The 25,651-nt window shown below is 71.1% G+C and carries 30 protein-coding genes and 1 tRNA gene; 14 read left to right on the forward strand and 17 right to left on the reverse strand.

The features are described 5' to 3' along the window. Positions 1–68: 68 nt before the first annotated feature. The 3 genes from ACIRVK_RS10960 to ACIRVK_RS10970 are packed head-to-tail and all read left to right on the forward strand — an operon-like array spanning position 69 to position 3,504. The gene (locus tag ACIRVK_RS10960) at positions 69–1,082 is read left to right on the forward strand and encodes a glycosyltransferase (RefSeq protein ID WP_404245403.1); all 1,014 of its coding nucleotides are present in this window, start codon (positions 69–71) and stop codon (positions 1,080–1,082) included. Further along, positions 1,079–2,428 (forward strand): beta-galactosidase, encoded by a 1,350-nt coding sequence (locus tag ACIRVK_RS10965; protein WP_404245405.1) that lies wholly within the window; start codon positions 1,079–1,081, stop codon positions 2,426–2,428. Before ACIRVK_RS10960 ends, ACIRVK_RS10965 begins: the two co-directional genes overlap by 4 nt. Continuing rightward, positions 2,425–3,504 carry a GNAT family N-acetyltransferase gene (locus ACIRVK_RS10970; RefSeq protein WP_404245407.1) on the forward strand — a complete coding sequence of 360 codons (1,080 nt, stop codon included), beginning with the start codon at positions 2,425–2,427 and terminating at the stop codon, positions 3,502–3,504. Before ACIRVK_RS10965 ends, ACIRVK_RS10970 begins: the two co-directional genes overlap by 4 nt. Before the next feature lie 27 nt (positions 3,505–3,531). Here ACIRVK_RS10970 and ACIRVK_RS10975 read toward each other — a convergent pair whose 3' ends face one another. Beyond that, complete coding sequence (locus ACIRVK_RS10975) at positions 3,532–4,617, reverse strand: GNAT family N-acetyltransferase (RefSeq protein WP_404245409.1); 1,086 nt, start codon at positions 4,615–4,617, stop codon at positions 3,532–3,534. Positions 4,618–4,814: 197 nt separating this feature from the next. Between ACIRVK_RS10975 and ACIRVK_RS10980 the strand changes: the two genes are divergently transcribed. Then, positions 4,815–5,534 (forward strand): TetR/AcrR family transcriptional regulator, encoded by a 720-nt coding sequence (locus ACIRVK_RS10980; RefSeq protein ID WP_404245411.1) that lies wholly within the window; start codon positions 4,815–4,817, stop codon positions 5,532–5,534. A 45-nt stretch (positions 5,535–5,579) separates the two neighbouring features. Here ACIRVK_RS10980 and ACIRVK_RS10985 read toward each other — a convergent pair whose 3' ends face one another. The 3 genes from ACIRVK_RS10985 to ACIRVK_RS10995 form a co-directional block, all read right to left on the reverse strand. Then, the gene (locus tag ACIRVK_RS10985; RefSeq protein WP_404245413.1) at positions 5,580–6,185 is read right to left on the reverse strand and encodes a class E sortase; all 606 of its coding nucleotides are present in this window, start codon (positions 6,183–6,185) and stop codon (positions 5,580–5,582) included. Between the two features lie 68 nt (positions 6,186–6,253). Continuing rightward, a complete protein-coding gene (locus ACIRVK_RS10990) occupies positions 6,254–6,430 on the reverse strand; it encodes a hypothetical protein (protein ID WP_404245414.1) in 177 nt (58 codons plus the stop codon). 233 nt (positions 6,431–6,663) lie between these two features. Beyond that, entirely contained in the window at positions 6,664–7,359 is a 696-nt protein-coding gene (locus ACIRVK_RS10995; RefSeq protein WP_404245416.1) for a TetR/AcrR family transcriptional regulator, read from the reverse strand. A gap of 142 nt (positions 7,360–7,501) precedes the next feature. Here ACIRVK_RS10995 and ACIRVK_RS11000 point away from each other — a divergent pair, with 142 nt between their 5' ends. The 3 genes from ACIRVK_RS11000 to ACIRVK_RS11010 all read left to right on the forward strand — a co-directional run bounded on the left by ACIRVK_RS11000 (position 7,502) and on the right by ACIRVK_RS11010 (position 11,651). Next, positions 7,502–8,599: a glycosyltransferase gene (locus ACIRVK_RS11000; protein ID WP_404245418.1), complete on the forward strand. Its 1,098-nt coding sequence runs from the start codon at positions 7,502–7,504 to the stop codon at positions 8,597–8,599. 125 nt (positions 8,600–8,724) lie between these two features. Next, positions 8,725–10,713, forward strand: a complete 1,989-nt coding sequence (locus ACIRVK_RS11005; RefSeq protein ID WP_404245420.1) for an ArnT family glycosyltransferase — start codon at positions 8,725–8,727, stop codon at positions 10,711–10,713. A 68-nt stretch (positions 10,714–10,781) separates the two neighbouring features. Next, positions 10,782–11,651: a trypsin-like serine peptidase gene (locus ACIRVK_RS11010; protein ID WP_404245422.1), complete on the forward strand. Its 870-nt coding sequence runs from the start codon at positions 10,782–10,784 to the stop codon at positions 11,649–11,651. 91 nt (positions 11,652–11,742) lie between these two features. Here the strand turns inward: ACIRVK_RS11010 and ACIRVK_RS11015 are convergent. Further along, positions 11,743–11,819, reverse strand: a tRNA-Pro gene (locus tag ACIRVK_RS11015). 99 nt (positions 11,820–11,918) lie between these two features. Between ACIRVK_RS11015 and ACIRVK_RS11020 the strand changes: the two genes are divergently transcribed. Both ACIRVK_RS11020 and cobF read left to right on the forward strand, forming a co-directional pair. Next, a complete protein-coding gene (locus ACIRVK_RS11020) occupies positions 11,919–12,434 on the forward strand; it encodes a DUF309 domain-containing protein (RefSeq protein WP_404245424.1) in 516 nt (171 codons plus the stop codon). 80 nt (positions 12,435–12,514) lie between these two features. Beyond that, a complete protein-coding gene (gene cobF / locus ACIRVK_RS11025; protein ID WP_404245426.1) occupies positions 12,515–13,291 on the forward strand; it encodes a precorrin-6A synthase (deacetylating) in 777 nt (258 codons plus the stop codon). Between the two features lie 12 nt (positions 13,292–13,303). Here cobF and ACIRVK_RS11030 read toward each other — a convergent pair whose 3' ends face one another. The 5 genes from ACIRVK_RS11030 to ACIRVK_RS11050 form a co-directional block, all read right to left on the reverse strand. Beyond that, complete coding sequence (locus tag ACIRVK_RS11030) at positions 13,304–14,050, reverse strand: cobalt-precorrin-6A reductase (RefSeq protein WP_404245428.1); 747 nt, start codon at positions 14,048–14,050, stop codon at positions 13,304–13,306. Positions 14,051–14,126: 76 nt separating this feature from the next. Continuing rightward, entirely contained in the window at positions 14,127–14,249 is a 123-nt protein-coding gene (gene ykgO, locus ACIRVK_RS11035) for a type B 50S ribosomal protein L36 (RefSeq protein ID WP_404245430.1), read from the reverse strand. Positions 14,250–14,283: 34 nt separating this feature from the next. Continuing rightward, positions 14,284–14,541, reverse strand: a complete 258-nt coding sequence (locus tag ACIRVK_RS11040) for a type B 50S ribosomal protein L31 (RefSeq protein ID WP_404245432.1) — start codon at positions 14,539–14,541, stop codon at positions 14,284–14,286. 56 nt (positions 14,542–14,597) lie between these two features. Continuing rightward, positions 14,598–14,762, reverse strand: a complete 165-nt coding sequence (rpmG, locus tag ACIRVK_RS11045) for a 50S ribosomal protein L33 (RefSeq protein ID WP_404245434.1) — start codon at positions 14,760–14,762, stop codon at positions 14,598–14,600. A gap of 93 nt (positions 14,763–14,855) precedes the next feature. Then, positions 14,856–15,629, reverse strand: a complete 774-nt coding sequence (locus ACIRVK_RS11050) for a sulfite exporter TauE/SafE family protein (RefSeq protein WP_404245436.1) — start codon at positions 15,627–15,629, stop codon at positions 14,856–14,858. A 90-nt stretch (positions 15,630–15,719) separates the two neighbouring features. On the opposite strand from ACIRVK_RS11050, the gene ACIRVK_RS11055 reads away from it, so the two are divergent. The 5 genes from ACIRVK_RS11055 to ACIRVK_RS11075 all read left to right on the forward strand — a co-directional run bounded on the left by ACIRVK_RS11055 (position 15,720) and on the right by ACIRVK_RS11075 (position 18,599). Next, positions 15,720–16,529 carry a lysophospholipase gene (locus ACIRVK_RS11055; RefSeq protein ID WP_404245438.1) on the forward strand — a complete coding sequence of 270 codons (810 nt, stop codon included), beginning with the start codon at positions 15,720–15,722 and terminating at the stop codon, positions 16,527–16,529. Positions 16,530–16,579: 50 nt separating this feature from the next. Beyond that, positions 16,580–16,837 (forward strand): WhiB family transcriptional regulator, encoded by a 258-nt coding sequence (locus ACIRVK_RS11060; RefSeq protein WP_404245568.1) that lies wholly within the window; start codon positions 16,580–16,582, stop codon positions 16,835–16,837. Continuing rightward, positions 16,834–17,316 (forward strand): Dps family protein, encoded by a 483-nt coding sequence (locus ACIRVK_RS11065; RefSeq protein ID WP_404245440.1) that lies wholly within the window; start codon positions 16,834–16,836, stop codon positions 17,314–17,316. The genes ACIRVK_RS11060 and ACIRVK_RS11065 overlap by 4 nt, the downstream gene beginning before the upstream one ends. Positions 17,317–17,357: 41 nt before the next feature. Continuing rightward, positions 17,358–17,693 carry a DUF3140 domain-containing protein gene (locus tag ACIRVK_RS11070; RefSeq protein WP_404245441.1) on the forward strand — a complete coding sequence of 112 codons (336 nt, stop codon included), beginning with the start codon at positions 17,358–17,360 and terminating at the stop codon, positions 17,691–17,693. Positions 17,694–17,786: 93 nt separating this feature from the next. Further along, positions 17,787–18,599 (forward strand): SAM-dependent methyltransferase, encoded by an 813-nt coding sequence (locus tag ACIRVK_RS11075; RefSeq protein WP_404245443.1) that lies wholly within the window; start codon positions 17,787–17,789, stop codon positions 18,597–18,599. A gap of 30 nt (positions 18,600–18,629) precedes the next feature. Here the strand turns inward: ACIRVK_RS11075 and ACIRVK_RS11080 are convergent, their stop codons facing one another. From ACIRVK_RS11080 to ACIRVK_RS11110, 7 genes are read right to left on the reverse strand one after another with little or no spacing between them, the layout of a single operon-like run. After that, positions 18,630–19,319: an SDR family NAD(P)-dependent oxidoreductase gene (locus ACIRVK_RS11080; protein ID WP_404245445.1), complete on the reverse strand. Its 690-nt coding sequence runs from the start codon at positions 19,317–19,319 to the stop codon at positions 18,630–18,632. Next, positions 19,316–20,191 (reverse strand): cupin domain-containing protein, encoded by an 876-nt coding sequence (locus tag ACIRVK_RS11085; RefSeq protein WP_404245447.1) that lies wholly within the window; start codon positions 20,189–20,191, stop codon positions 19,316–19,318. Before ACIRVK_RS11085 ends, ACIRVK_RS11080 begins: the two co-directional genes overlap by 4 nt. Then, positions 20,188–21,540, reverse strand: coding sequence for an amidohydrolase family protein (locus tag ACIRVK_RS11090; protein WP_404245449.1), 1,353 nt, complete (start codon positions 21,538–21,540; stop codon positions 20,188–20,190). The genes ACIRVK_RS11085 and ACIRVK_RS11090 overlap by 4 nt, the downstream gene beginning before the upstream one ends. Positions 21,541–21,562: 22 nt before the next feature. After that, positions 21,563–22,561, reverse strand: a complete 999-nt coding sequence (locus tag ACIRVK_RS11095) for an alpha-ketoacid dehydrogenase subunit beta (RefSeq protein WP_404245451.1) — start codon at positions 22,559–22,561, stop codon at positions 21,563–21,565. Beyond that, positions 22,549–23,526 (reverse strand): thiamine pyrophosphate-dependent dehydrogenase E1 component subunit alpha, encoded by a 978-nt coding sequence (locus tag ACIRVK_RS11100; protein WP_404245453.1) that lies wholly within the window; start codon positions 23,524–23,526, stop codon positions 22,549–22,551. Before ACIRVK_RS11100 ends, ACIRVK_RS11095 begins: the two co-directional genes overlap by 13 nt. After that, the gene (locus tag ACIRVK_RS11105) at positions 23,526–24,851 is read right to left on the reverse strand and encodes a M24 family metallopeptidase (RefSeq protein ID WP_404245455.1); all 1,326 of its coding nucleotides are present in this window, start codon (positions 24,849–24,851) and stop codon (positions 23,526–23,528) included. The genes ACIRVK_RS11100 and ACIRVK_RS11105 overlap by 1 nt, the downstream gene beginning before the upstream one ends. Positions 24,852–24,903: 52 nt before the next feature. Further along, on the reverse strand, positions 24,904–25,569 hold the full coding sequence (locus tag ACIRVK_RS11110) for a helix-turn-helix domain-containing protein (RefSeq protein WP_404245457.1): 666 nt from the start codon (positions 25,567–25,569) through the stop codon (positions 24,904–24,906). Between the last annotated feature and the right edge of the window lie 82 nt (positions 25,570–25,651).

Below are 25,651 nucleotides of genomic sequence, written 5' to 3' on the forward strand. Positions count from 1 at the left end.
GTCCTCGTGTTCTGCTCCTCACCAGCGGCCCGGTCGACGGAGGAAAAGGAGGGGACACCGATCTCGCGATGGCACTCGTCCAGGGCATTCCAGAGGTGCGCTATCTCTGGTTCCGGAGGTGGCCCGGGCTCGACGAGAGGGTGCGGGACCTGCCGGGGCGGCCCGTTCCCCTCCTGTCCCGCGACGGTGTCCCCCGTCTGCCGGTGCGGGTGCAGGCGGCGGTCGCCGGGTGCGCACTCACCCGGCGGTGCGACCTCGTGCACGCCGTCATGACCATCGGGAGCAGCTTTCCCCCCTTCTCCCGCCTCTGGCCGAGGCTTGTCGGCGACACACCGGTCCTGCACACCGTTCCCGGCGTGATGAACCCCACGTTTCTGTCGCGGTCGCGCCCGCTGGGGCCCACTGTGGCGCTGTCGGAGGCCACCGCGGCGCAGATGCGCACCGCGGGCTTCGGGGAGGTCCGGGTCATCCGGCCCGTCGTCCGGCTGACCGAGTGGCCCCTACGGCCTCGGCCGCTCTCCGACCGGCCGACCGTGCTGGTCACCGGTCATCACGACCGAGGGGGCGGCGCCGAGGAGGCGATCGCCTCGGCCGCGGTCGCCGCTCGTGCCGGAGCCCGATTCCGACTGGTCCTCGCGCTGCGCGACCGGCCGGGACAAGACACCCGCGCACTGGAGGAGAACCTGCGCGCCCAGGCCGCCCGCCAGGGCCTGCCGGAAACCCAAGTGCTCGGAAACGGCTCGGACATGCACGGCCTCCTGGCATCCGCCGACGTGCTCCTCTACGTGCCCCGGGCACTCGGCGGCAAGGCGGACGTTCCGCTCACCGTGCTCCAGGCGCTCGCCACGGGGCGGCCCGTCGTGCTGAGCGAACTGCCGCAGTTCGAGTCCCTGCGGGGCACCGTGCTGCAGGCCGCCCCGGGCGACTGTGAGCGGACCGGTCATCTGCTGTGGCAGCTGCTGGACCGGCCCCGGTGGTGGCAGAACCTGGCGCGGCGGGGCCGCGTGACGGTGGAGGAGCGTTTCGGTGTGCCGCAGTTCGCGGCGCAGTACTCGCGACTGTACGAGGAGTTGCTGCCATGACGGACCACAGCCGGTCAGGCGGCGCGCTCAGGCGCTCGCACGTGCGCCGGTGGGTCGCGTACGCCGTGGTCGCCGCCGTCGTGGCCGCAGTGGTCTCCTTCATCCGTCTCGGCTCCCCCGGCGATCACCACGAGCGGTACTTCTTCGGCACCCTGCAGACGAGCCCGCGCACCGCCCGGGCCGACAAGGCACACGGCATGCGAATGGCCCATATGACGGTGTCCTGGGAGCGGTTCGAACCGGCCCCCGGGCAGGTGGACCAGCACTACGTCGCCATGCTCGAGCGGAAGCTGCGGATGCTCCGGGACGCGGGCCTGCATGTGGAGGTGGGCGTGGGCCTGAACACCCCGCCGTCCTGGCTGAGCAGCAGGTATCCTGAGGACGCCTTCACCGACCAGGGCGGCGCCCGCTTCACCTCCAGCCCGAACCTGGTGTTCAGCCAGGAGATCCGCAACGAGGTGGAAGGCTATCTGCGGCGGCTGGACCAGGAGATCGGTCTGGCGAAGTTCTGGGCGATACGCATCGGCGTGAACAGCTCCGGGGAGTTCACCTATCCGCCACCGGCCGCGAGCGCCCGGGGCGCGATGTCGTACTGGGCCTTCGACCGGCATGCGCAGGCGAGCGGGGCGGATCCGGGCCGGCCCGCGACCGTGCCGCCGAACCCTTATCCGGGCTGGCGACCGGGGCAACTCACCTATCAGGGGGCCCCCTTCACCACGAGCCAGGTGTCCCGGTGGTACGACTGGTATCTCGCCGCGCTCGCCGACGCGGTGAACTGGCAGACCAGGCTGTACGAGACCCTGGGCTACCACGGACTCATGCTGGTGCTGATCCCCGGGGGCGGGTTCTTCCCGAGCGACCTCTCCGCGGCCGTCCAAGGCCACCTCGGCCAGACTGCCAACGGTGGGCTCATCAGCCGAGGCGCCGGTTTCTTCCGCACCATCGGGCTGGTCCAGCACCGGCCCACCGTGCAACTGGTCTCCACCGCGCTGGTGGACGGTTCGGGCACGCCGAGGAACAACGGCTGCCAACCCTCGGACGGCACCGTCGTCCCGGACGCCCTCGCCCCGGGCGCCGAGGCGCGCGTGCGTGCGTGGTCGTCGGTGCGGTGGATCTCCCGGATCGCCGCGCGCGAGGGCTTCCCCATCAGCGGGGAGAGCGCGGGACCTCATGTGGCCCCCTACTACCCGGGCGTCATGAGCGAGGCCGGCCGCCAACTGAGGTCCTGCGGACTCACGGGACTGATGTGGGCCTTCGACAGCAACCTGTACGACGGCACTCCCGGGTCCTCACTCGGGGACTATGCCTCGGTGATCGCCACGTTGCAGAGAGGAGCGGCACCATGACGGTGACCGTGCTCACTCCGGACCGCCTCTCCACGGCGGACATCGCCGCGTGGCAGGCTCTGCAGCGAGCCACTCCGGACCTGGCCAGCCCCTTCCTGTCTCCGGAGTTCACCCGGGCTGTCGGCCGGCACAGGCCCACGGCGCGCGTCGCAGTGCTCGAGGCGGGGGACGCGCCGGTGGGCTATTTCCCCTACGAGCACCACCGGCTGGGACTCGGGCTGCCCATCGGCAGCGGCCTGTGCGACGTGCAGGGGCTGGTACACGCGCCGGGGCTGGACTGGGACGTGCGGGCGCTGCTGCGCGCCTGTGGGCTGTGCCTTTGGCGGTACGACCATCTCACCACGAGCCAGCGGCCCTTCGACAGCGGCGTCGTGCGCCGCTCCAGGTCACCGGTCATCGACCTGACGTCCGGCTACGAGGTCTATGCCGCGGCTCTGCGCAACGGGTCGTCGGCCCGGGCGAGGCAGCTCGACGCCAAGGAGCGCCGGCTGACGCGCGCTCTGGGAGAGCCGCGGCTGGTCTTCGAAGAGACGGCGCCCGAACGCCTCGAGACACTCATGCGCTGGAAGTCGGCGCAGTACCGGGCGAAGGGGCAGGTGGACCTGTTCGCGAAGCCCCCGGTCGTGGCGCTGCTGCAGGCGCTCATGCGCACCCGGTCGGCCACCTGCACCGGCACGCTGTCCACGCTGTACGCGGGCGACCGGCCCGTCGCCATGCACTTCGGCCTGCGCTCCGCGCGAGTGCTTCAGTACTGGTTCCCCGCCTACGACCCCGAGGCGGCACGCTTCTCACCGGGCATCCTTCTCCTGCTGCGCATGGCACAGGCCGCGGCGGCGCTGGGCATCGAGCGCCTCGACCTCGGGAAGGGGGACGAGCGCTACAAACAGGAGATGAAGACCGGCGACCTGCCTCTGGGCGAAGGGTGCGTGAGCCTGGGCACCCTGCCGGCCGCGCTCCGGCGCGCCCAGATGGCGTCGGGGCAGAAGGTACGGGCCATGGTGGCGGGGAACCCCAGACTGCGAGGGATCGCGCTGAGGGCCGTCAACACCCGTCAGCCAGTGGGCCGGTGGACGTGACGACGGGACGCTGACGCGGCGCCGCAGTCACCCCTCCTGGAAGCCGATCACGCGCTTGGCGGCGGTCCGCAGTCCGCGGTCGACCGCGGAGACAGGAAGCCGCTCACGGTAGTATCGGGGAGAGGCGAAGAGGTCCGCACCAAGGCTCTCCTTGAACTCGGCGAGCGACGCCCCCTGACGGGATCCGCCCATGTCGTAGCGCAGACAGCCGGCGGCACACGCGTCGTCGATCGCCAGCCGGTGCAGCAGGTGATTGGCCCGGACCGGATGGGCCAGATCCCGGTTCATGGCCGCGTGCCACAACTTGGCCTGGTAACCGTGGCGCAGGACGACGATCCCCGCGGCGGGCTCCCCGGCGCGGCGAGCCATCCAGATCGTGCACGACGCTCCGAGCCGGTCGGCGACCGTCTCCAGCCGTTCCCTCGGAAACGCGTGCTTCCTGCGCCACCGGGCGAGCGCCAGCGGTTCGTGCTGCCGCGCGGCCCACCGCACGATCGACTGCTCGAACAACTGGTAGAACTCCGGAATCAGCCTGCCCGTACGGTCCACCTCCACGTCGACGTCCGATCGTTCGGCGCGGCGGACGCCGCGCCGAAATCTGTGATGGAAACGTCGTTCCCAGATCGTGCCGAACCCGCCCTCAAGGTCGAGCACATGAACCGTGTGGAGGTCCTCCTTGAAGCCCGCGGGTACCGCGCGCTTCCACACCTCCGAGTCCTCGGGACGCAGTCGCATCCCGACGCGCAGGGCCGGAATCAGCGCCAGGTCATCGAAGACGGCCCGGGCTTCCCGCGGACCGACTCTGCCCGAGGAAAGCGGCCCACCGATGCCCCACTCGCCCGGCCAGGACTCCTGCGCCGTCAGCGACCGCGGCCGCCGACGCCTGGTGACCAGGGGAAGCACGAGCCGGCTGCCGCTCGAGAACTCGTACAACCGGCTGGCGTCCTGGAACGTCCCCGTCGCGCACACACAGTCGAGCCAGGCCGGCGTCTGGGTCACGTTGGCGGCCGCATCCGAGTGGGCGAGCGTCCACCAGGTTTCCCGTGGCACCGGGGTTGTCACGTGCACGGGCCCGGCGGAGGTGTTGATCAGCAGTACAGCGGGTGCGTTCACGGCCTTTCCTGCCTGCCTGGCGGTGAGGACCGCAAAGTCCGGTCACGGATCGGGAGCAACCTGCCTGGGCCATTTGATCCTAGTCCGTACGGACAAGAGAGGCATTTCAGTCAATCGCGCCGCGTCGATGTACCGTGCGTACATTTACGTCGTACACTTTCGCCAGGTGTCCGCCGTGCCGTGAGGAGACAACGAAGATGGCCAAACCCGCCGGGTCCGATCCTGCCCGCCGCGCCAGCGACCGGGGCCGCTACGGACGGCTGAGCCGGGAGCGCGTGCTGGCCAGCGCCCTGGAACTGGTGGACCGGGAAGGCCTGTCGGCGCTGAGCATGCGGCGGCTGGGCGCCGAACTCGGCGTGGAGGCGATGGCGCTCTACCGGTACGCGGAGGGCAAGGACGGCCTGCTGGACGGTCTGGTGGAGGCCCTGTACCTCGAGCTGGAGGCACGGCTGACCGCCGCCTTCGATGACGGAGCCGAGGAGTCCGACTGGCGCAAGGAGCTCCACCGCATCGCGCGGGCGACGTACGACGTCTGCCTCGCCCACCCGCAGGCGGTCCCCCTGCTGACCACGCGCATGCTGGCGGTCCCACTCGCCCAACGCCCCCTCGCCGTCCTGAAGGATCACGAGAAGGTCCTCGTCCTGCTCTACGAAGCCGGGCTGGACGAAGCCCGCGCCGCCGCCGTCTTCCGCGCGTACACCGCGTGGCTCCTCGGCTATGTGTCCGCGGAGCTGCGGCTCATGGTGGACAACCCCGAGGAGCCGGATCCCGCTTTCCGTCTGGGACTGCACCGCATGCCGCCCCAGGAGCTTCCCAGGCTTCGGCAGACCGCCCTCGCCCTCGCCGGACAGGGCGGCCCGGAGGGCCTGGCGAGCGGACTGGACGCGCTGCTCGACCGCTTCGCCGAGGCGGGGTGAAGCCGGTTCCCGGGCGGTCCACGCGGAGGGGACCTGCACGCGATGTCACCGCTTGCTCAGTTCGCCCCGGACGACGAGGACACGGGTGTACCTGCGGCTGACGGGGTCACGGTCCGTGCAGGTGGTGAGTGTGATGAGCGCCTTGTCCGGCTTCGCCCCGGGGCTGTCGGGCACGGGCAGGACGACGCCGACCTGCGTCGGCTTCACCGTCTGCGTCTCCGTGACCCGGTAGGTGAGGTCTCGTCCCCGCCACTCGGCGACGATCGAGTCCCCCACTTCGAGCTCACCCAGCCGGTTGAAGGGCTGCCCCCAGCCCGTTCTGTGGCCGGCGACCGCGAAATTGCCGATCTGACCAGGCATGGCACTCCCGCTGTAGTGCCCGGGTCCTTTTGCGAGATCTGCCTGCGACACGCCCTCGACGACGACCGGACGGTATCGGTCCCCGAATTTCGGAATCCTGAGCACCGCGACAGGCTCCCCTTCACGAGGACGGGGCTCTTTTCGCACCGCCCGTGAGAGCTGGCGATTCATTTCCTCCTGCGCCTGGCTGTACTCGTGCATCTGCCGCTGATCTTGGGAAATCCTGAATCCTCCCAGAAGCACAGCGGAGAGGATCAGCGCAATCCCAACGAAGCGGGTGAATATCCGCATGAAAGACGCCTCACGGTTTCCCGGGATCACCGAAACCGGCGATCCGCCCGGGCGCGGTGCACCCTCGGTCAGGCATCGTCGTCGTGCCTCTTTCGCGGAACCAGCCTCAGCGCGGCGAAGCCTGCCGAGACGAGCACGAACATCACCACCCAGAACCATATGCTGTCCACACCGCCGGTAACGGGCAGAACTCCCGCACCCACTCCGGCAGATGCTGCGGTTCCGGCGCCTGCGTAGTCCGCCATGGGTTTCTCCTTCCGAAATCGATGCGGCCGATCCCGGGTGACAAACAGGATCAGGACCGCAGTGGGCTGAAGCCAGGCAACAAGGCGCCCATACAGCCCCCGACCGGAGGTGGCGGCGGCAAGCGGTGCCCGACAGGCCCACCAGAGAGGTTCAGCCGCCCCGCGCCTTGTTTACGGCGTATACGTACAGCTTCACCCAAAGGGCGCATTCCGTCAAGCGAGGAGCGCGACGATCATTCCGGCTCTTGCACGACAGGCCGGCCCAGGTGATCGAGCAGCGCGTCCAGCCCTGCCGTCAGCCCCTCCGGGCCGTCCCGCCCGGCGAGCACGAGGGCCACCCGCAGCCCTGGCACCTCGTCCGGCGGCACGTGCCGCAAGCCGAGCCAGACCGCCGGATCCGGACCGTCGGGACCCTCCGACGCAGGACACAGCTCCACCGCCACATAGCCGAGAAGCCATCCCGTGAAGGCGCGGAAGGCCACCGCCGCCCGGGCATCGTCGAGTCCGCCCTCGGCCAGCAGGGCGAGCACCCTCTCATGACCTTTGACGACGACGAGCGGCCGACGGGTCCGAGGAGCCGTCAGCATCCGCTCGGAGAACAGCGGCACCGCCCGGGGATGCGCCAGGCAGACGTCGTATGTCGCCCGTCCGATCCGATGGAGCTCCGAGCGCCACCTCGGCACCCCAGCCACGTGGCCGGTCTCCTCATCGAGGGCCAGACGCTGCTCCAGTTCGAGGTAGAGCACTTCCACCAGGTCGTCCAGGAGGGCGTCCTTGCTCCCCGCATGCCGGTAGAGCGCCATCGCCTCCACGCCGAGTTCGGCACCGAGGCGGCGCATGCTCAAGGCCGCCAGCCCCTCACGGTCCACCAGCGCCAAAGCCGCCGCGCGCACCCGCTCACGGCTCAGCCGACGCTCCCTGCTGGCCATGCCGTGCCTCCCGTGACTCGCCCCTGAGCTCCGCTCGTGTTGACACCCCGCCCCTGCGATCCGAAGATGTATGTATACGCCGTAAATATACAACTTTCGCCGGCATGGAGCCATAGCACAACGGCTGGAAAGGGCAGGCACGATGAACCGGAGCGAGGATCGCGAACTGTCGGGAGTGAGGCCGCCGATGGTGGTGGTGCTCGTCCCCGCCTATCGGGAGGTGGACTCTCTCGGCCATGTCCTCGAGGCGCTGAGGAGCCAGACGCGGCCTCCGGACCGCATCGTCGTGACCCTTGATCCGCACCGGGACGAGGAACGGACCGACACCCTGGAACGGATGGGCCGTGAAGCCGGGGCCGAGGTCTGGCATTCCGTCGGCAACAAGCACAAGAAGGCCGGCAACCTCAACGGAGCGCTGGCGAGGCTGCTGCCCACTCTCTCGGATGAGGACGCGGTGCTCGTTCAGGACGCCGACACCTATCTCGATCCCCACTTCATCGAAGTGACCCACAGGAAGCTGCTGCAGGGGTACGGAGCCGTGGGCGGAAACTTCCGCGGACGCGCGGGCGGCGGACTGTGCGGCGTTTTCCAGCGCAACGAGTACGCCCGATACGCTCGTGACACGAAACGCAAGCACGGCAAGGTGCTGTGCCTGACGGGCACGGCCTGCCTGTTCAAGGTGGAAGCCCTGCGGGACGTCCTGGACGCTCGCGGCAACGGACGACTGCCGGCGGCGGACGGCGTGTACGACACCAAAGTACTGACCGAGGACAACGAGCTCACGCTCGCGCTGAAGCACCGGGGATGGCGCATCGTCGCCCCTTCCCGGGCCACCATGACCACCGAGGTCATGGTGACATGGAGGGATCTCGGCAAGCAGCGGCTCCGGTGGAAGCGCGGAGCACTCGAGAACCTCTTCGACTACGGTCTTACGCGCCACACCTTCGAAGGCTGGGTCAGACAGCTGATCGCGTTTCTCGGCGCGACGGTTTCGGCGCTCTACGTCGGGTCGGTGCTCTGGTTCGCCGCGACGGGTGCCGGCGTCAGGATCGCCCCGTTCTGGCTGGCCTTCACGGGGTTCTACGCCGTGGAGCGTGCGATCACCGTGAAAGCGCGGGGGTGGCGCACGGCGATGTTCTCCATGCTGGTCGTACCCGAGTGGTTCTACGACCTCTTCCTCCAGGGCGTACACATCCGCGCACTGACGGATGCGGCCCTCCACAGGGAGCGCACCTGGTAGGTCTTCGGTTTCCTCTGCGGTACACCTGATCGCCCCTGAGTGTTCACCGAGCCCAGGGCATCCCGAGCAGCGTCCTCGCCCTCTTGCACGTCGTACGACTGACGCACGTTCGGGAAGGTTCGTCCATGGGGGCCAGCACCTCGGAACTCATCAGGCCGGTCCGGCGCACGGATGGCCCACCCCCTGCGGGCACCAAGGAGATCAACGCCAGACTGGCCTGGTGGGCGATCATGGTGGCTGCGACGGTGCTGTTCACCTGGGACATCCAGCACAGCGGCTACCACTCGTTCTACTCCGAGACCGCGCGCAGCATGACGGAGAGCTGGAAGGGCTTCCTCTTCGGCTCGTTCGACCCGGGCGACACGGTCACCATCGACAAGCTCCCGGGGTTCCTGTGGCCGCAGGCCCTGTCCGCGCGGATCTTCGGTTTCCATCCGTGGGCACTGACCCTGCCGCAGGTCGTCGAGGGCGTCCTCGGCGTCGCCGTGCTGCACCGCGCCGTGCGGCGGTGGGCCGGGGAGAGCGCGGCACTCCTCGCCGCCGGCGCCTTCACCCTGACTCCCGTGGTCGCGGGGATGTTCCGTACGGAGGTCGAGGACCCGGCGTTCACCCTCTGCGTCCTGCTGGCCGCGAACGCCACGCTGCGCGCCGCCCGCGAGGCCCGGCCGCGTTCGCTGCTCGTGGCCGGGCTGTGGGTGGGCCTCGGCTTCCAGGCCAAGATGCTGGAGGCCTGGGCGGTGCTTCCCGCGCTCGGCCTGCTCTACCTGGTGTCGGCCCCGGCGCCGCTGCGCCGCCGGCTGACCCACCTGGCGACGGCCGCAGCGGTGTGCGTCGCGACGTCGGCGTCCTGGATGGTCCTGGTGGCCCTGACCCCGGCCCAGGACCGTCCGTTCATCGACGGCACGACCGACAACTCGGCGTTCAGCCAGGTCGTCGGCTACAACTTCCTCAACCGTTTCGCCAGCCTCGGCATCAGCGCCGAGTCCACCGGCAGCGTCGCCGCCACGACCATGGCCGGCACCGAACCGGCACACTCCGGCGCCCAGTCCGCCGGCCAGTGGGCCAAGATGTTCGCCCCGTCGCTCGCCTCCCAGGTCGGCTGGCTCTACCCGGTGGCCGCGCTCTCCGTGGTGTGTGGCCTGGTCTGGCTGCGCGGCAGGCCCCGTACGGATCCGCTGCGGGCGGGCTTCCTGCTGTGGGGCGTGTGGCTGGCCACGTACTTCCTGGTCTTCAGCGCCGGCGCGGTCGGCGGCCACACGTACTACATGGGAGTGGTGGCGGTCCCGCTCGCCGCGCTGTTCGGCGGCGGCGTCGTGCAGTTCTGGCGGGCCTGGCGGCGCGGCGACCGGACCCGCTCGTGGGCACTTCCGACGGCGGTGGTCAGCACCGTGGCATGGTCGGCGTTCATCGCGACGCGGTACTCGTTCCTGCCCTGGCTGGCACCCGCCGCGATCGTCGCGGGGACCGCAGGCCTGGTGCTGCTCGCCCTGTCGCGCACCGCCGGCCGCCGGGCGCCCTCCCGGATCGCGGTGCTGGGCGTGGGGGCGGTGATCGTGGGCATGCTGCTGCCGTCCGCCGCCTGGGCGTCAACGGTCCTGAACCCGAAGTACGCCCACTCGGGCATGGGCACCGCGGGACCGGCCTCCACCTGGCACCACCACCGGCACGACCGGGCGACGTCCCTCGCCGCGACACGCGATCCAGCCCCGGCCGACAGCTCTCCCCCCGCGACGAAGCCGCACAGGACCACGGTCAGGTACACCCCCCGGCCGGGCCTCACCCACGAACAGCAGCGCTTCCTTGCCACCATGAAGGCCCACCAGGGCCGTGCCACCTTCGTCTTCGCCACGACCAGCTGGCGCTCGGCCTCCCCCTACATCCTCTACGCGGGCGCCAAGGTGCTCCCCATGGGAGGCTTCACCGGCGCCGCGCCCACGCCCACCGTGACCGCGTTCCGCACGCTGATCGCCACCGGCCGGTTGCGCTACGTCGTCCTCGGCGGCCCACCGACCACCCCCGGCCGCGCCGCCGCGCACTGGGTACGCGCTCACTGCACACGCGTGTCCCACGAGGCCTTCCGTGTCTACGACTGCGTGTCGGCATCCGCCATGTAAGGGTTTCACAGGAAAATCTCAGCTAATTTGAGCGCTTGCCTCACCTTCGTGAGACAGGATGATCATTGATGGAGCGCAACTCACGCACCTTTGCCACCTCGCGTCCCGCGTTGCTCGGCGTCGCGGTGGTGTTCACCCTGGCCACGTCCGTGGCGGCAGCGGAGGTAGGGCACGGGCCTTCGAGGCCCGCGTCGGAAGTACCGTCGTACGCCCCGTCGTACGCCCCGTCGTCCGCCGCGAACGTGGGTCGTGCGGGGCGGGGCCGAACCAGAACACAGCCGCTGGGGACCACCGCCGACGTCGTCGCCGATGGTCGGTCGGCGCGGATCGGCGCACTGTTCACCGCGGACCGGGCCGACGACCTGGCCGGCGGACACTCCTGCACGGCCTCGGTCGTGCACAGTCCCCAGCGCGACCTCGTGGTCACCGCCGCGCACTGTGTGAGCGACACCAGTACCGACCTGGTGTTCGTGCCCGGCTATCGGGACGGACACGCTCCTTACGGGGTGTGGAAGCTGGACCACCGCTATCTGCCCGACGGGTGGACCAAGGACCAGGACCAGGACAGCGACCTGGCCTTCGCCACCGTCGACGAGACGGACGGCAAGGCGATCGAGGACGTCGTCGGGGCCAACCTGTTCACGCCCGGCACGGCCACCGGCGCCACCGCCGTGACCGTCGTCGGCTATCCCAACTCCCGCGAGACGCCCATCACCTGCACCAACAAGCCGACCTCGTACAGCAGCACCCAGCAGCGCATCGAATGCCCCGCCTTCTCCCAAGGCACCAGCGGCAGCCCCTGGATCAACGACGCCGGCCAGGTCGTCGGCGTCCTCGGCGGCTACGACCAGGGCGGCGACACCGACGACGTGTCCTACAGCGTGACCCTGGGCAGCGAGGCGGCGGACCTGTACAAGTCCGCCATCAGCGATCAGTGATCCGCGCGAGGCACGGCGAGACCCGCTCACCCAGAACGCTCTGAGGCCGCCCTCCCCTCAGTGGGAGAACGGCCTCCGACCTGCATCAAGCTGGTCGGGACGACAGGATTTGAACCTGCGACCCCTTGACCCCCAGTCAAGTGCGCTACCAAGCTGCGCCACGTCCCGGTGCCTCTCGCGCGGTGGACCGCGCGATCACGCGAACAGCACTTTACCGTACGCCGGGGGCCGCTCCGAAGCGGGCAGCGGGCGCGGGACAATCGGCCCATGGGCAGCACATCCTCAGGGCGTCCGACGGCGGCGCGGGACCGGGACAGCGAGGGGCGGGCGCGCAACGCCCGTCCGCGGGACGGGCTCGGGCGGCCCCTGCCGTACGGCGCCGACGGAGTGGCGCGGCAGCCGGAAGGGGTCGTACGGACCCCGGACCGGACCGTCGCCGAGGCGCAGGAGCTGCTGGACGCGGGGCGGCCCTTCCATGCGCACGAGGTGTTCGAGGACGCCTGGAAGTCGGGGCCCAAGGAGGAACGGGAGCTGTGGCGCGGGCTCGCCCAGCTCGCCGTGGGGCTCACCCACTCCGCCCGGGGCAATGTCACGGGCGGTGCGCGGCTGCTGCGGCGCGGGGCGGGGGCCGTGGAGGCGTGGGCGGCCGAGTCGGGGCGGCCGGGGCCGTACGGGATGGATCTGGCGGGGCTGATCGGCTGGGCGCGGGAGCTGGCGGGGGTCGTGGAGCGGGACGAGAGGACGGTCGACGCGGCCGAGCGGGCGCCTCGGCTGCGGGGATAGCGGGGGGCCGGGAAGGTGCCGTACCCGCTGCGTGCGGACGCGGTGTACGGACTGTCAGTGGCGTGGGGCAGACTCGGGGCGTGCGAAAGATTCAGGTCATCGGTATCGGCGCGGGCGACCCCGACCAGCTCACCCTGCAGGCCGTGCGGGCGCTGCGGGGCACGGACGTGTTCTTCGTCCTGGACAAGGGCGAGGTGAAGAGCGACCTCACACGGCTTCGCCGGGACATGCTCGACACGCACATACCGGCGGGGTCGTCGTACCGGGTGGTCGAGGCGCGTGATCCGGAGCGGGACCGGACGGCGGGCGGCGCGGCCTACTCCCCCGCCGTCGGGGACTGGCGCAGTGCCCGGGCCGAGATCTACGAGCGGCTGATCGCCGAGGAGCTGGGCGAGGAGGAGTGCGGGGCGTTCCTGGTGTGGGGTGACCCCGCGCTGTACGACAGCACGATCGCGATCCTCGAGGAGGTGCTGGAGCGGGGCACGGTGGACTTCGCGTTCGACGTCGTGCCCGGTATCAGCAGTGTCTCGGCGCTCGTCGCCCGGCACCGGACGGGCCTGAACCGGGTGGGACGGCCGGTTCAGATCACCACCGGGCGGCGGCTCGCCGAGGGGTTCCCGGAAGGGGTGGACGACGTGGTGGTGATGCTGGACGCCCACCAGACGTTCCGGCAGTACGCCGACCAGGACATCGACATCTACTGGGGCGCCTACATCGGAACCCCGGACGAGATCCTCGCCGCGGGGCCGATCGCCGAGGCCGCACCGCGGATCGAGCGGCTGCGGGCCGAGGCCCGCGAGCGCAAGGGCTGGATCATGGACACGTATCTGCTGCGCAGGCGTCCCAAGGACCGCTAGAGGAGTTCCCCGTCACCTCAGGGCGAGGTCCAGGCGGTCGAGGGCCGCGGGTACGTCGGGTACGGCGATCACGCCTGGCGGCAGCGGTGGGCGGCGTACGACGACGACCGGCAGGGCGAGTTCGCGGGCGGCTGTCAGCTTGGCGGCCGTCGCCGCTCCCCCGCTGTCCTTGGTGACCAGGACGTCGATCAGGTACTCGCGCAGCAGTGTGGTCTCGTCGGCCACGGTGAAGGGCCCCCGCCCCAGCAGCACTTCGGTGTGCGGCGGCATGGGCGGCTGCGGCGGCTCCACCGACCGTACGACGAAGTGCAGTTCGCCGAGGTGGGCGAAGGCGGCGAGGCCCAGGCGTCCGGTGGTCAGCAGCACCCGTCGGCCGAGGCCGGGCAGCAGCTCCGCGGCAGCGATCAGGGACGGGACCGGGTGCCAGCGGTCCCCGGGGCCGGGCCGCCAGCCGGGGCGGCGCAGGACGACCGCGGGGACGCCGGTCGAGGCCGCGGCCCGCGAGGCGTTTGCGGTGATCGCCTCGGCGAACGGGTGGGTGGCGTCGACCAGGGCGTCCACCCGCTGTTCGCGCAGCCACTCGGCCAGCCCCTCCGCCCCGCCGAAGCCGCCGATCCGGACCTCGCCCGTCAGCGCGCCCGGCCGGCTCACCCTCCCGGCGAGCGAGGTGGTGACGCGTACGCCGGGTCGTGCCGCGAGAACGGCGGCCAGTTCACGGGCCTCGGTGGTGCCGCCGAGGATGAGGACGTGCGGGGGCATGGGGGGAGCGTACGAGATGGGGGCGCGGGAGAGAGGGGCCGCCCGGCTGGGGGATGCCGGGCGGCCCCTGTCCGCGTCAGCCCTGGCGGGCCTTGAAGCGCGGCTCCCTCTTGTTGATCACGTAGACCACGCCGCGTCGGCGCACCACCTGCGCGCCGGGCCGGGCCTTCAGGAAACGCAGGGACTTGCGCACCTTCATGGGCTGTCCTCCTCGGGTCGTTCGTCGGACGCGGTCAGGCGCGGGCGGCGGTGCGGCCGTAGCGGCGCTCGAAGCGTTCGACTCGGCCGGCGCTGTCCAGGACTCGCGCCTTACCGGTGTAGAAGGGGTGGGACGCCGACGAGATCTCGACGTCGACCAGGGGGTAGGTGTTGCCGTCCTCCCACTCGATCGTCCGGGACGAGTCGGTGGTGGAGCGGGTGAGGAACGCGGTGTCCGCGGCGCGGTCGCGGAAGACCACGAGCCGGGACTCGGGATGGATGCGGGGCTTCACGGGGTTTACCTCCTCGGGGACCGCGGGCCCGACGGTGCGGGCCCGCTCCGGCTGGTTCAGCGCTCCTCGCGGAACTCGACGTGCGCTCCGGCCACCGGGTCGTACTTGCGCAGGACGAGCCGGTCGGGGTCGTTGCTGCGGTTCTTGCGGGTCACGTAGGTGACGCCGGTTCCGGCCGTCGACTTCAGCTTGACGACGGGGCGCGCGGTGCTGCGTGCCATGAGGTCCTCCCTTCGCCCACGCTCCGGATCGTTGATCCGAGCATGTCAATCACATGCGGTGTAACAGCACCGGCCTCCGCCGCATTCCCGGGTTCAGCGCAGGAGTAGCTGGATGCCGCCGATAACCGTCGCAGCGATCACGAGTTGTTCGAAGAGACGCTGGTTGATTCGGTTCACAGCCCATTTGCCGATGAACGCACCGGGTACGACGAACACGGCGAGCGCGGCGTCGAGAAGGAGCGAGCGGCCGTCGATGAGGCCGAGGCCGGCGCTGAAAGGCACCTTGGAGACGTTGACGATCAGGAAGAAAAACGCCGAGGTGCCGAGGAAGCCGAGCTTGCGGAAGCCCGCGGAGAGCAGGTACATCGACATCACCGGGCCGCCCGCGTTGGCGACCATCGTGGTGAAGCCGCCCAGGACACCGTAGGAGCGGGCCTTGAGACGGCCGGTCCTGGTGGTCACCGAGTCCGGTTCCTCCTCTGACTGAGCCGTGCGCCGCCGCCACACCGTCACCGCGGCCATCAGCAGCAGGATCGCGCCGATCGACGTCCGTACGACCCCGTCGCCCGCCCGGATCAGGAACAGCGTGCCGACCACCACGCCCGCCGCGACCGCCGGGAACAGGCGCCACAGGGTGGGCCAGTGGGCGTGCCGGCGGTAGGTGAGGACGGCCAGGACGTCGCCGACGATCAGGATGGGCAAGAGGACGCCGGTGGAGGCCCGAGCGGGCAGGACCGCGGCGAAGATCGCGAGGCTCACCGTGTTGGCGCCGCTCACGGCGGTCTTGGAGAAGCCGACCAGGAGGGCGGCGGAGGCGAGGGCGGCGAACTCCCAGCCTGTTATGTGCCAGAGCGTCATCGTGTTCATGCGGAAACCGATGCTATGTGCAGACAACCGGCGCGGTAAGTACCGTCTCGCTGGGTGGCACCCGGCGTTCACCCGACCCGTGGAGGAGACATGACCGAAGCCCGCGAGCACGTCCTGACCGGGACCCGGGCCAGGATCGTCGCCCGTGAGTGGCCCCATGAGCGGCCGCGGTACCTCGCCCTGCTCGTGCACGGGTACGGCGAGCACGTCGGACGGTACGAGGAGGTGGCCGGGGTGCTCGTGCGGCACGGGGCCGCCGTCTTCGGGCCCGATCATCTCGGGCACGGCAGGTCGGACGGTGAGCGGGTGCTGATCGAGGACTTCGAGGACGTCGTCAGCGACGTGCACACCGTGGTCGATCTGGCGCGCACCACGTATCAGGCGCTGCCGGTCGTGGTCGTCGGGCATTCCATGGGCGGGCTGGTCTCCGCCCGGTACGCCCAGCGGTACGGCGACGAGCTCGCCGCGCTGGTGCTGTCCGGGCCCGTGATCGGGGCGTGGGAGCTGCCGCGACGGCTGCTCGGGCTGGACGAGATCCCGGACACGCCCGTCAGCCCGGCCGCGTTGTCCCGGGACCCGGCGGTCGGGGCGGCGTACGCGGCGGACCCGCTGGTGTGGCACGGGCCGATGAAGCGGCCGACGCTGGAGGCGTTCGCGCGGACGCTGGAGCGCGTGGCGCGGGGCGGGGACGTCGGCCGGCTGCCGCTGCTGTGGCTGCACGGCGAGGACGACCGGCTCGTGCCGGTCACCGGGAGCCGTCCGGGGGTCGAGCGGTTGAGCGGCGGCCTCCTCACCGAACGCGTCTTCCCGGGTGCCCGGCACGAGGTGTTCCACGAGACCGACAAGGAGGAGGCCTTCGCGGAGCTCGTCCGCTTCCTGGACGGTGTGCTCGCTCGCTGAGACGGTGGGCGCGGCGTTTGCGCCCGTATGCCCTGGGCACCCGCGCCCGCATGGAGTGGTTGAGCAGTGCGGCCTGCGTGGGTGAGGATCCCGAACTGTTCTTCCCCGTCGGTACCGAGGGACCGGCACTGCGGGACATCGCCGCCGCCAAACGCGTGTGCGCCCGCTGCCCGGTCGTCGTCGAGTGCCTCGACTTCGCGCTCGACAGCGGCCAGAACGCGGGGGTGTGGGGCGGGACCCACGAGGACGAACGCATCGCGCTGCTCCGTACCGGCCCGCACGACGTCAGAAGGAGAAGCACCGTATGACCGTGGTGAAGAGCACGCTTCCCGAGCCGGCCCGGAAGGTCGCCGGCGAGGCACTGCAGAGCACGCTCGTGGATCTGCTCGGGCTCTCGCTGATCGGGAAGCAGGCGCACTGGAACATCGTGGGCCCGCGCTTCCGTTCGATCCATCCGCAGCTCGACGAGGTCGTGGACACGGCACGCACGTACGCCGACACGGTGGCGGAGCGTTCCGCCGCGCTCGGCCTGCCGCCGGACGGCCGGCCTGAGACGATCGCGGCGGCCTACACCCTGCCGGGCTCCAAGGAGGGCTGGCAGCGGGACACGGATGTCGTCCAACTCCTGATGGACTCGCTGGAGGCGGCCATCGGGCGGCTGCGCGAGCGCATCTCCGCGACCGAGGAGGCCGATCCGGTCACCCAGGACCTGCTGATCTCGCTCACCGCCGAGCTGGAGAAGCAGCGGTGGATGTTCGACGCCGAGAACTTCCCCTGGGACAACTGACCGCCGCACGGCCCGAGCACGTACGCAGAAAGGGGGACGCGATGACCGACGCCCTCGAACTCGACGCGCTGTGGGAGGACTTCCACCGCGTGGTGAACATGACCTCGCAGGAACTCGCCGCCTGGCTCCGGGTCAGCGACGCCGACGAGACCACCGAGGCGCTGCCCGAGCACGCGGGCTCGCCGACCGGCCGGCATGTCCTGGCGATCCTGCAGAAGCGGCGCACCGACCTCACCGAGGAGGACATCGAGGTGATGTACGAGGTGGTGGACACGGTGACGGAGCAGACGGACGAGGACGGAGGCGTGCCTCAGGCGCAGGACGAGGAGACACGGCACCGCCTGATGACGCTCGGCCACGACCCGCTCAGGCCCTGATGCGAGGTGGCCGAAGACAGTCTCCGTCGCGTCGCATGATCGTGCCAGACTGCTCGAACATCCTGTCGTAGGCGGCGAGCAGAGGAGCACCACGTGACGGGGACCGAGCCGGCCGCCCAGCGCATCGACACCACCCGGCCGCACCCGGCCCGCGTCTACGACTGGTTCCTCGGCGGCAAGGACAACTATCCCGTCGACGAGGAACTCGGCCGGCAGATCATGTCGATCGAGACCGGCGCGCCGAGGGCCGCGCGCGCCAACCGCCGGTTCATGCGCCGGGCCACGCGGCTGCTCGCCGGGGAGTCGGGAATCCGCCAGTTCCTCGACATCGGCACGGGCATCCCCACCGAGCCCAATCTGCACCAGATCGCCCAGGGTGTCGCGCCGGACGCGCGGGTCGTCTACGTCGACAACGACCCGATCGTCCTCGCCCACGCGAGCGCGCTGCTGCACGGCACCCCGGAGGGTGTCACGGAGTACCTCCAGGCCGACGCCCGCGAGCCGGGTGCGATCATCGAACAGGCGGGCCTCGTCCTCGACTTCGACCGGCCGGTCGCCCTGTCGCTGATCGCCCTGATGCACTTCGTCGCGGACGAGGACGGCGCCCACGACCTGGTCCGCACCCTGGTCGACGCGCTCGCGCCCGGCAGCTTCCTGGTCCTGTCCGCGCTGACCGCCGACTTCGAGCCGGAGCAGGTGCGGCGGGGCGTCGAGGCGTACGCGGCGGGCGGGGTCACCCTGGTGGCGCGTTCGCAGGCGGAGACGAGCCTGTTCTTCAAGGGACTTGAGGTCATCGACCCGGGAATCGTGTCCGTGGTGGACTGGCGCCCCGAACTGGCGGTGGACGGGACACCGGACGGCGAGGGGCCGGTCTCCTTGTACGGGGGCGTCGGCCTCAAGCGCTGACGCCGACGCACGGGATCCGGCCCCGTGCCGTCAGCCGAGCAGCCAGCCGCCGTCCACGCTCAACTCCACCGCGTTGACGGACGCGTTGCGCAGCAGGAAGTCCACCGCGTCCACCACGTCCGCCATGGTGGCGAGCCGTCCGGTCGGGGTCCTGGCGCGCAGTGCGGCCAGGACCGCCTCCGGCTTGGCCTGCCAGTACGGGCTGTCGCCGACCACGCCGGGGTGGACCGCGTTGACGCGGACCGGCGCCAGCTCGACGGCGAGGGTGTTCACCAGTCCCCGTACGCCCGCGTTGACCGTGGCCACCGTCGTCGCGCCCGGGTAGGGGCGCTCCTTGGCCTGGCCGCCGAAGACCACGATGGCGCCGGCGTCGGTCATACGGGGCCGCAGCACGTGCACGACCTCGGTGTAGCCGACGAGTTTGAGGGTGACGAGGCGCAGGGCCGCGGTGATGTCGTAGTCGGTGGCCCGGTTCTCGTCGCGGGAGACGCCCGCGAGGACGAGGTGGTCGACGCGCTCCACGTCAGCGAGCGCCGCGGCGATCTCCCGCGGCCGGGACAGGTCGAGGGCGAGACCGCGGGCGCCGACCTCCTTCGCGACCGCGGCCGCGCGCCCGGCGTCCCGGCCGGTGAGGACGACCTCGTCGCCCCGCTCCGCGCGCAACCGTGCGAACTCCCGGCCGATGCCCGACGTACCGCCCACGACGAGGACACTGCTCATGGCTGCAGGGCCTCCCTCAGGTACTCCCAGTCCCGGGTGAACCGGTACGAGTGGCGGGGCGGCGGCTGCGGCGCCTGCGTCTCCAGCCACCGCAGGGGCCCCTGACCGGCGTTGGAGAAGCCGTGCACACAACCGGCGCCCGCCCAGGCGCAGTCGCCGACGCCGAGCCGGTGGGGCTCGCCGTCGAACACCGCCTCGGCCTCCCCCTCCAGGAAGAGGTACGTCTCCTCGAAGGGGTGGTCGTGCGAGCCGGCGACGCCTTCCGGGGCGTACTGGACCATGAACATCGTCGAGGCGACCGCGCCGAGGTCGCTGTCGACCATCATCTTCACGGTGATCCCGCTGTAGACGAGCAGCGCGGTCCGCATGCTCGCCGAGACGGCGAGGAGGTCCTGGGACTGCTTGCCGGGGTCCATCCGGTCGGGCTCGAAGTGGCCGAAGGAGCGGGTGCGCGGGTCGCGGACGTCGATGCGGACGGGGTCGCGCGCGGGCAGTTCGGGCACGGTCTGGGTGTCGTACCCGTAGCGGGCCCTGGGGACCGGCGCCAGCATGTCCGCCCAGCGGGCAACGGTGTCGCCGGCGCCCCGCCAGGCGTGCGGGACGCCGGTCGGGAGGAGACCGTAGTCGCCCTCCTCGAGGAGGTACGAGCCGTCCGGCACATCGAGGATCGCGGTCCCGTGGAGGACGTGGAAGCTTTCCTCGTACGAGTGCACGTGCGCGGGCACCCGGCCCTCGGGCCGCAGCTCGCACAGCCCGAAGCCGGTGTGCACACTGCCGTGCTGCTCGCCGACCAACTCCGTCCGCCGGAAGCCGAGTGGGCCGAACGGCGGCGTGGGCAGGTCGGCGGCCCGGCGCACCAGGTGCCGTGTCATGCCGTCTTCTTCGCCTCCTTCGCGGCCAGCAGCCGGTCACGGGACTCCTCGACCAGGCGCCGGGCCCGCGCCACGTCGGCCGTGAGCTTCCCGTCGCGCTTGCGGATCACGCCGTCGACGATGACGAGGTCGACGTTGGAGACGTCGGCCGACAGCGTCACCGCGGCGGCCGGATCGTGCACCGGCGCCATGTTCAGCGCGGTGGCGTCGAGGGCGACGACGTCGGCGCGCTTGCCCGGGGTCAGGGAACCGGTGCGGTGCTCGAGGCCCGCGACGTGCGCGCCGTTGCTCGTTGCGATCTCCAGCATCTGACGTGCCGTCAACATGGAGCTGGGAACCGGCATGTTGGCCTGCCAGCAGTCCGCGTTGACCCGGGCGCGCTCGGCGCCGAAGGCGGCGCGGATCTGGGTGAACATGTCGCCGGGGACGGTGGTGACGACGTCGATGCTCAGGGAGGGGCGCAGGCCGTACTCGATCGCCTTCATCACGGGCGGCCAGCCGTGCCCCATCTGTGTCTCCACCTGCGGTGCGATCGACACCGTGCCGCCGCTGTCGGCGACCATCCGCCACTCGTCCTCGTGGAGGTAGCAGCAGTGGACGTAGGTGGTGTCGGGGCCGAGCAGGCCCAGGCCGTGGAGCTGCCTCACCATGCCGAAGCGGCCGGCCTGGCGGCCCATCGCCACGTGGACGGTGATCGGGAGGTCCAGTTCGCGGGCGAGGGCCCATTCGGAGGTGACGACGTCGTTCTGGCAGAAGCCGGGGCCACGGGTGGCCAGGGCCATGGTGAGCAGGCCGTCGCCGGAGGCGAAGTACTTCGCGCGGATGCGGCGCACGTCGTCGCCCGGGATCGCGATCTTGCTCTCGAACCAGTAGTCGGTGAGGGAGGTGTTGGCGCTGCCGTAGGCGTACTGGGCGCGGATGCCGGTCTCGGTGAGCGCCTGGATCGCCGCGTCCGGGTGCTCGGGGGTGTTGTTGATGTGGGACCAGTCGACGAGGGTGGTGATACCGGCGTCGAGGCATTCGAGGGCGCCGGCGAGGTTGCCCGCGTAGACGTCCTCGGGGGTGTAGAGCGGAGCGAAGGTGTCGAGGATGTCGACGAAGTAGTCGTCCAGGGTGGCGTCGGGGGCGACGCCCCGGATGGGCGCCTCCCAGGTGTGGCGGTGGGTGTCGACGAAGCCGGGGATCACGATCCGGCCGGTCATGTCGAGCACTTCGGCGTCGGCGCTGATCTCCGGCCGCACCGCCGCGATCCTGCCGTCCTCGATGAGGACGTCACCCCGCGGCAGGTCCCCGACGTCGGGGTCCATCGAGAGGACGTGCCCGGCGCGAAGGAGTGTCCGATCGGTCATCTCGCTTCCTCCTCAGGGGTGTTCAGTACGCGGCGAGACTCCGGACGGCCGCCACGACCTTGTCCGCGGTGGGGATGACCCGCTCCTCCAGCGCGTCGGCGAAGGGCAGCGGGACGCACTCCCCCGCGATCCGCCGCACCGGCGCGTCCAGCAGGCCGAACCCCTCGTCGGCGACGACCGCCACGAGCGTGGCGCCCCAGCCGCCCTGGTACGGGTTCTCCTCGACGGTCACCAGCCGTGAGGTCTTCGCGAGGGAGGCGAGGACGGTGGCCATGTCGAGGGGGACCAGACAGCGCAGGTCGACGACCTCGACGTCGATGCCCTCCTGGGCCAGCCGCGAGGCGGCGGTCAGCGCCAGCGGCACCATGGCGGCCAGGGCGACCAGCGTCACGTCGGCGCCCTCACGCACGACGGCCGCCCGGCCCAGCTCCACCACGTGGTCCGGCGGCGCGGGCGCTCCCCTGCTCGCCAGCAGCCCCTTGTGCTCGAAGAACACGACCGGGTCGTCGCTGCGGACGGCGGCCGCCATCATGCCGATCACGTCGGACGGGGTGGCGGGCGCCGCGATCTTCAGGCCGGGGACGGTCAGCGCCCAGTTCTCGGTGGCCTGGGAGTGCTGGGCGCCGAAGCCGAGGCCGCCGCCGTTGGCGGTGCGCACGACGAGCGGGACGGTGACCTGCCCGCCCGTCATGTACCGCACCTTCGGTATCTCGTTGGCGAGGTAGTCCCAGCAGCAGGCGAGGAAGTCGGAGAACATGATCTCGGCTACCGGCCGCAGGCCCGTCATCGCGGCGCCCATCGCCGCGCCCACGATGGCCTGTTCGGAGATCGGCGTGTCCCACACCCGCTCCGGCCCGAACTCCTTCAGCAGCCCGGCGGTCGTCTTGAACACCCCGCCCGCCGCGCCGATGTCCTCCCCCAGGCAGACGACGTCCGGGTCGCGGCGCATCTCCCGGGCGATGCCCTCGGCGACCGCCTCCCGGTAGGTGAGGAGGTCACGGTCCGTGCTCACGTCCGCCATGCCGCACCCCCGTCCGCCCACACGTCGGTCAGCGCCTCCCGCGGATCGGGCGGCGGCGCGTTCCTGGCCGCGTCGACGGCCCGCTGTACGAGGTCACGGGCGCGCTCGTCGGTGGCGGTGAGCGTCTCCGCGTCGACGCCCAGCTCCACGAGCCGCCCGCGGGCCAGGTCCAACGGGTCGTGCTTGAGCCAGCGTTCGACCTCCTCGGCCGGGCGGTAGGCCGCGGGGTCGGCGCGGCTGTGCCCGAAGTGCCGGTAGGTCTCGGCCTCGACGATGGCGGGCCCGTCTCCCGCACGGGCCCGCTCGGCGAGGGCCGCGACCGCCTCGTGGACGGCGACGACGTCGTTGCCGTCGACGACCTCGCCGGGGACGCCGTAGGCGGGCGCCCGGTCGGCGGCCGGCCGGGCCACGGCCGTGACGTCGGCGATCGGCGTGTACTCCATGTACAGGTTGTTCTCGCAGACGAACAGCACCGGCAGCTTCCACACGGCGGCCAGGTTGAGCGCCTCGTGGAAGGCGCCGATGTTGGTGGCGCCGTCGCCGAAGAAGGCGACCGCGAGCTGTCCGGTGCCCCGCAGCCGGGCCGACCAGGCGGCGCCGACCGCCATCGGGAGGTGGGCGCCGACGATGGCGTAGGACCCGAGCATGTGGGTGGAGGCCTTGGTGAGGTGCATCGAGCCGCCCTTGGCCCCGCACAACCCCGTCGCCCGGCTCATGAGTTCGGCGAGGCACTCCTGCGGTGTGGCGCCCCGGGCCATGGCGTGGTGGTGTCCCCGGTAGGTGGCGAAGACGTAGTCGTCGGGGCGCAGGGCGGCGCTCGCGCCGACGGCGATCGCCTCCTGTCCGGCGGCGAGGTGGGTGGTGCCCTTGACCAGGCCCTGCAGGAACAGGTCGTGGGCGGCCCGTTCCGTGCGGCGGATGACGGCCATCCGCTCGTACAGGGTGAGGAGTTCGGTCGCTTCCATCAGCGGTCCCCGGTGTTCAGATGGGACTGGGACTCGCGGCGGGTGTTCAGCTCGCCGCCGACCGTCCAGTACTTGCGGCCCGCCACCAGCAGTTCCTCGGCCGGGAACCTGGTGATGACCTCGCACCCGTCGGCGGTGACGACCAGTTCCTCCTCGATGCGGGCCGCCGACCAGCCGTCGGCGGCCGGCCAGTACGTCTCCAGGGCGAACACCATGCCCTCTTCGAGTACTTCGGGGTGGTCGAGGGAGACCAGCCGGCTGAAGATCGGCTTCTCCCAGATGGACAGCCCGACGCCGTGGCCGTACTGCAGGGCGAAGGCGGCGGTCTCGTCGGGGAAGCCGAACTCCTCGGCGCGCGGCCACACCTGGACGATGTCGGCGGTGGTGGCGCCGGGCCGGACCAGGGCGATGGCCTCGTCCATGTAGGCGCGGCAGCGGACGTAGGCGTCGCGTTGGGCGCGGGAGGCGCTGCCGACGGCGAAGGTGCGGTAGTAGCAGGTGCGGTAGCCGAGATGGCTGTGCAGGATGTCGAAGAAGGCGGGGTCGCCGGGGCGGATCAGACGGTCGCTGTAGACGTGCGGGTGGGGTGAACAGCGTTCGCCGGAGATGGCGTTGACGCCTTCGACGTACTCGCTGCCGAGGTCGTGGAGGACCTTGCTGACCAGGCCGACGCACTCGTTCTCCCGGACGCCCGGGCGCAGGTACCCGTACAGCTCCTCGTAGGCCGCGTCGACCATCGCGCAGGCCTGGGTGAGCAGGGCGATCTCGTCGCCGGTCTTGGTGCGGCGGGCCTCGAGGAAGACCTGCTGGCCGTCCACGACGTCGATGCCCTCGGCGCGCAGGGCGGCGAGGACCGGCAGCTCGGCGACGTCGATGCCGAGCGGCTCGTTCGCGAGGCCGTGTTCGCGCAGCTCGGTGGCTATCTTGCGGGCCACGTCCTCGGCGATCCCGGCGTCCGGGGGAAAGGCGCCGCGCAGAGTGGAGATCCCGGCGCGGGCGCCGGTGGGCGGGCCGCCCTTGCCGTCGCTGTAGTCCAGCCACGGGTTGTGGAGCTGGTGGTGGCGGGCGGCGGAGCCGAAGTCCCAGACGACCGGTTCGGCGCCGCGTGCCAGCAGCGCGAAGCGGATCAGCTTGTCCATCGCCCAGGTGCCGATGTGCGTGGCCGTCATGTAGCGGATGTTGGCGAAGTCGAAGCTGAGCACGGCGCCCAGCGAGGAGCGGTTCAGGCTGTCGTTCAGCCGGGCCAGACGCTGCCTGCGCAGCCGGTCCAGGTCGATGCGCTCTTCCCAGTCGACGGCGTTGGGGCCGTATGTGCGGATCGCCATGGCGACCACCCCCACTTCGGAGTGAACGTCCGTCCCGTGCAGGTGTCAAGTGCTACTGAACGCCCTGACTGGACACGAACCAGACGCCCACGGCCGGCTCGGCTCCGTCGTTGCGGTAGCGGTGCGGGGTCGTCGACTCGAAGCAGACGGCGTCGCCGGGACGCAGGACGTGCTCGTCGAAACCGAGGGTGAGGACGAGTTCGCCGGCGGTGAGGTAGCCGTACTCGGTGCCGGCGTGCCGCATCAGGCCGCCCGAACTGGAGGAGGAGCCGCCGGGCCGGTAGGTCACGAGCAGGAAGTCGACGTCGGTGCCGGGGACGTGGCCGAGGCGCTCCCACACGACGCCCGAGTCCAGCTCCAGTGCCTCCCGCCCCCCGGCCGCGACCAGCGGTCCGATACGGCGGCCGGGGTCGGCGGCGAAGGCGGCGAGGGCGTGCAGGACGGTGGCGGGGGCGCCGGACGCGGTGGCGGCCGGTGCGAGGGCGTCCTGGGCGCCCTCGTCCTCGTACGCGTCGAAGAGCGCCTCCACGGAGATCGACAGTGCGGTCGTGATGGCGTACAGCGTGCTCACGGACGGCTGGCTCTTGCCCGTCTCTATCTGGGAGACCAGGCTGGCGGAGACACCGATCTCCCGCGCGAGGGCCCGCAGGCTGACGCCCCGGGCGAGGCGGGCCTGCCGGATGCGCGCCCCGACGGGCGGCACGGCGGCGGGGGGCACGGCGGCTCCTCTCACGGCGACCGGGTGTGCAGCACCATTGAACAGCCCGGGCGGGACACGGCACCAGAGGCGTCCGTTGGCC

This window comes from Streptomyces sp. NPDC101152 (assembly GCF_044768275.1).
In the GTDB taxonomy this organism is placed as follows: Bacteria; Actinomycetota; Actinomycetes; order Streptomycetales; family Streptomycetaceae; genus Streptomyces.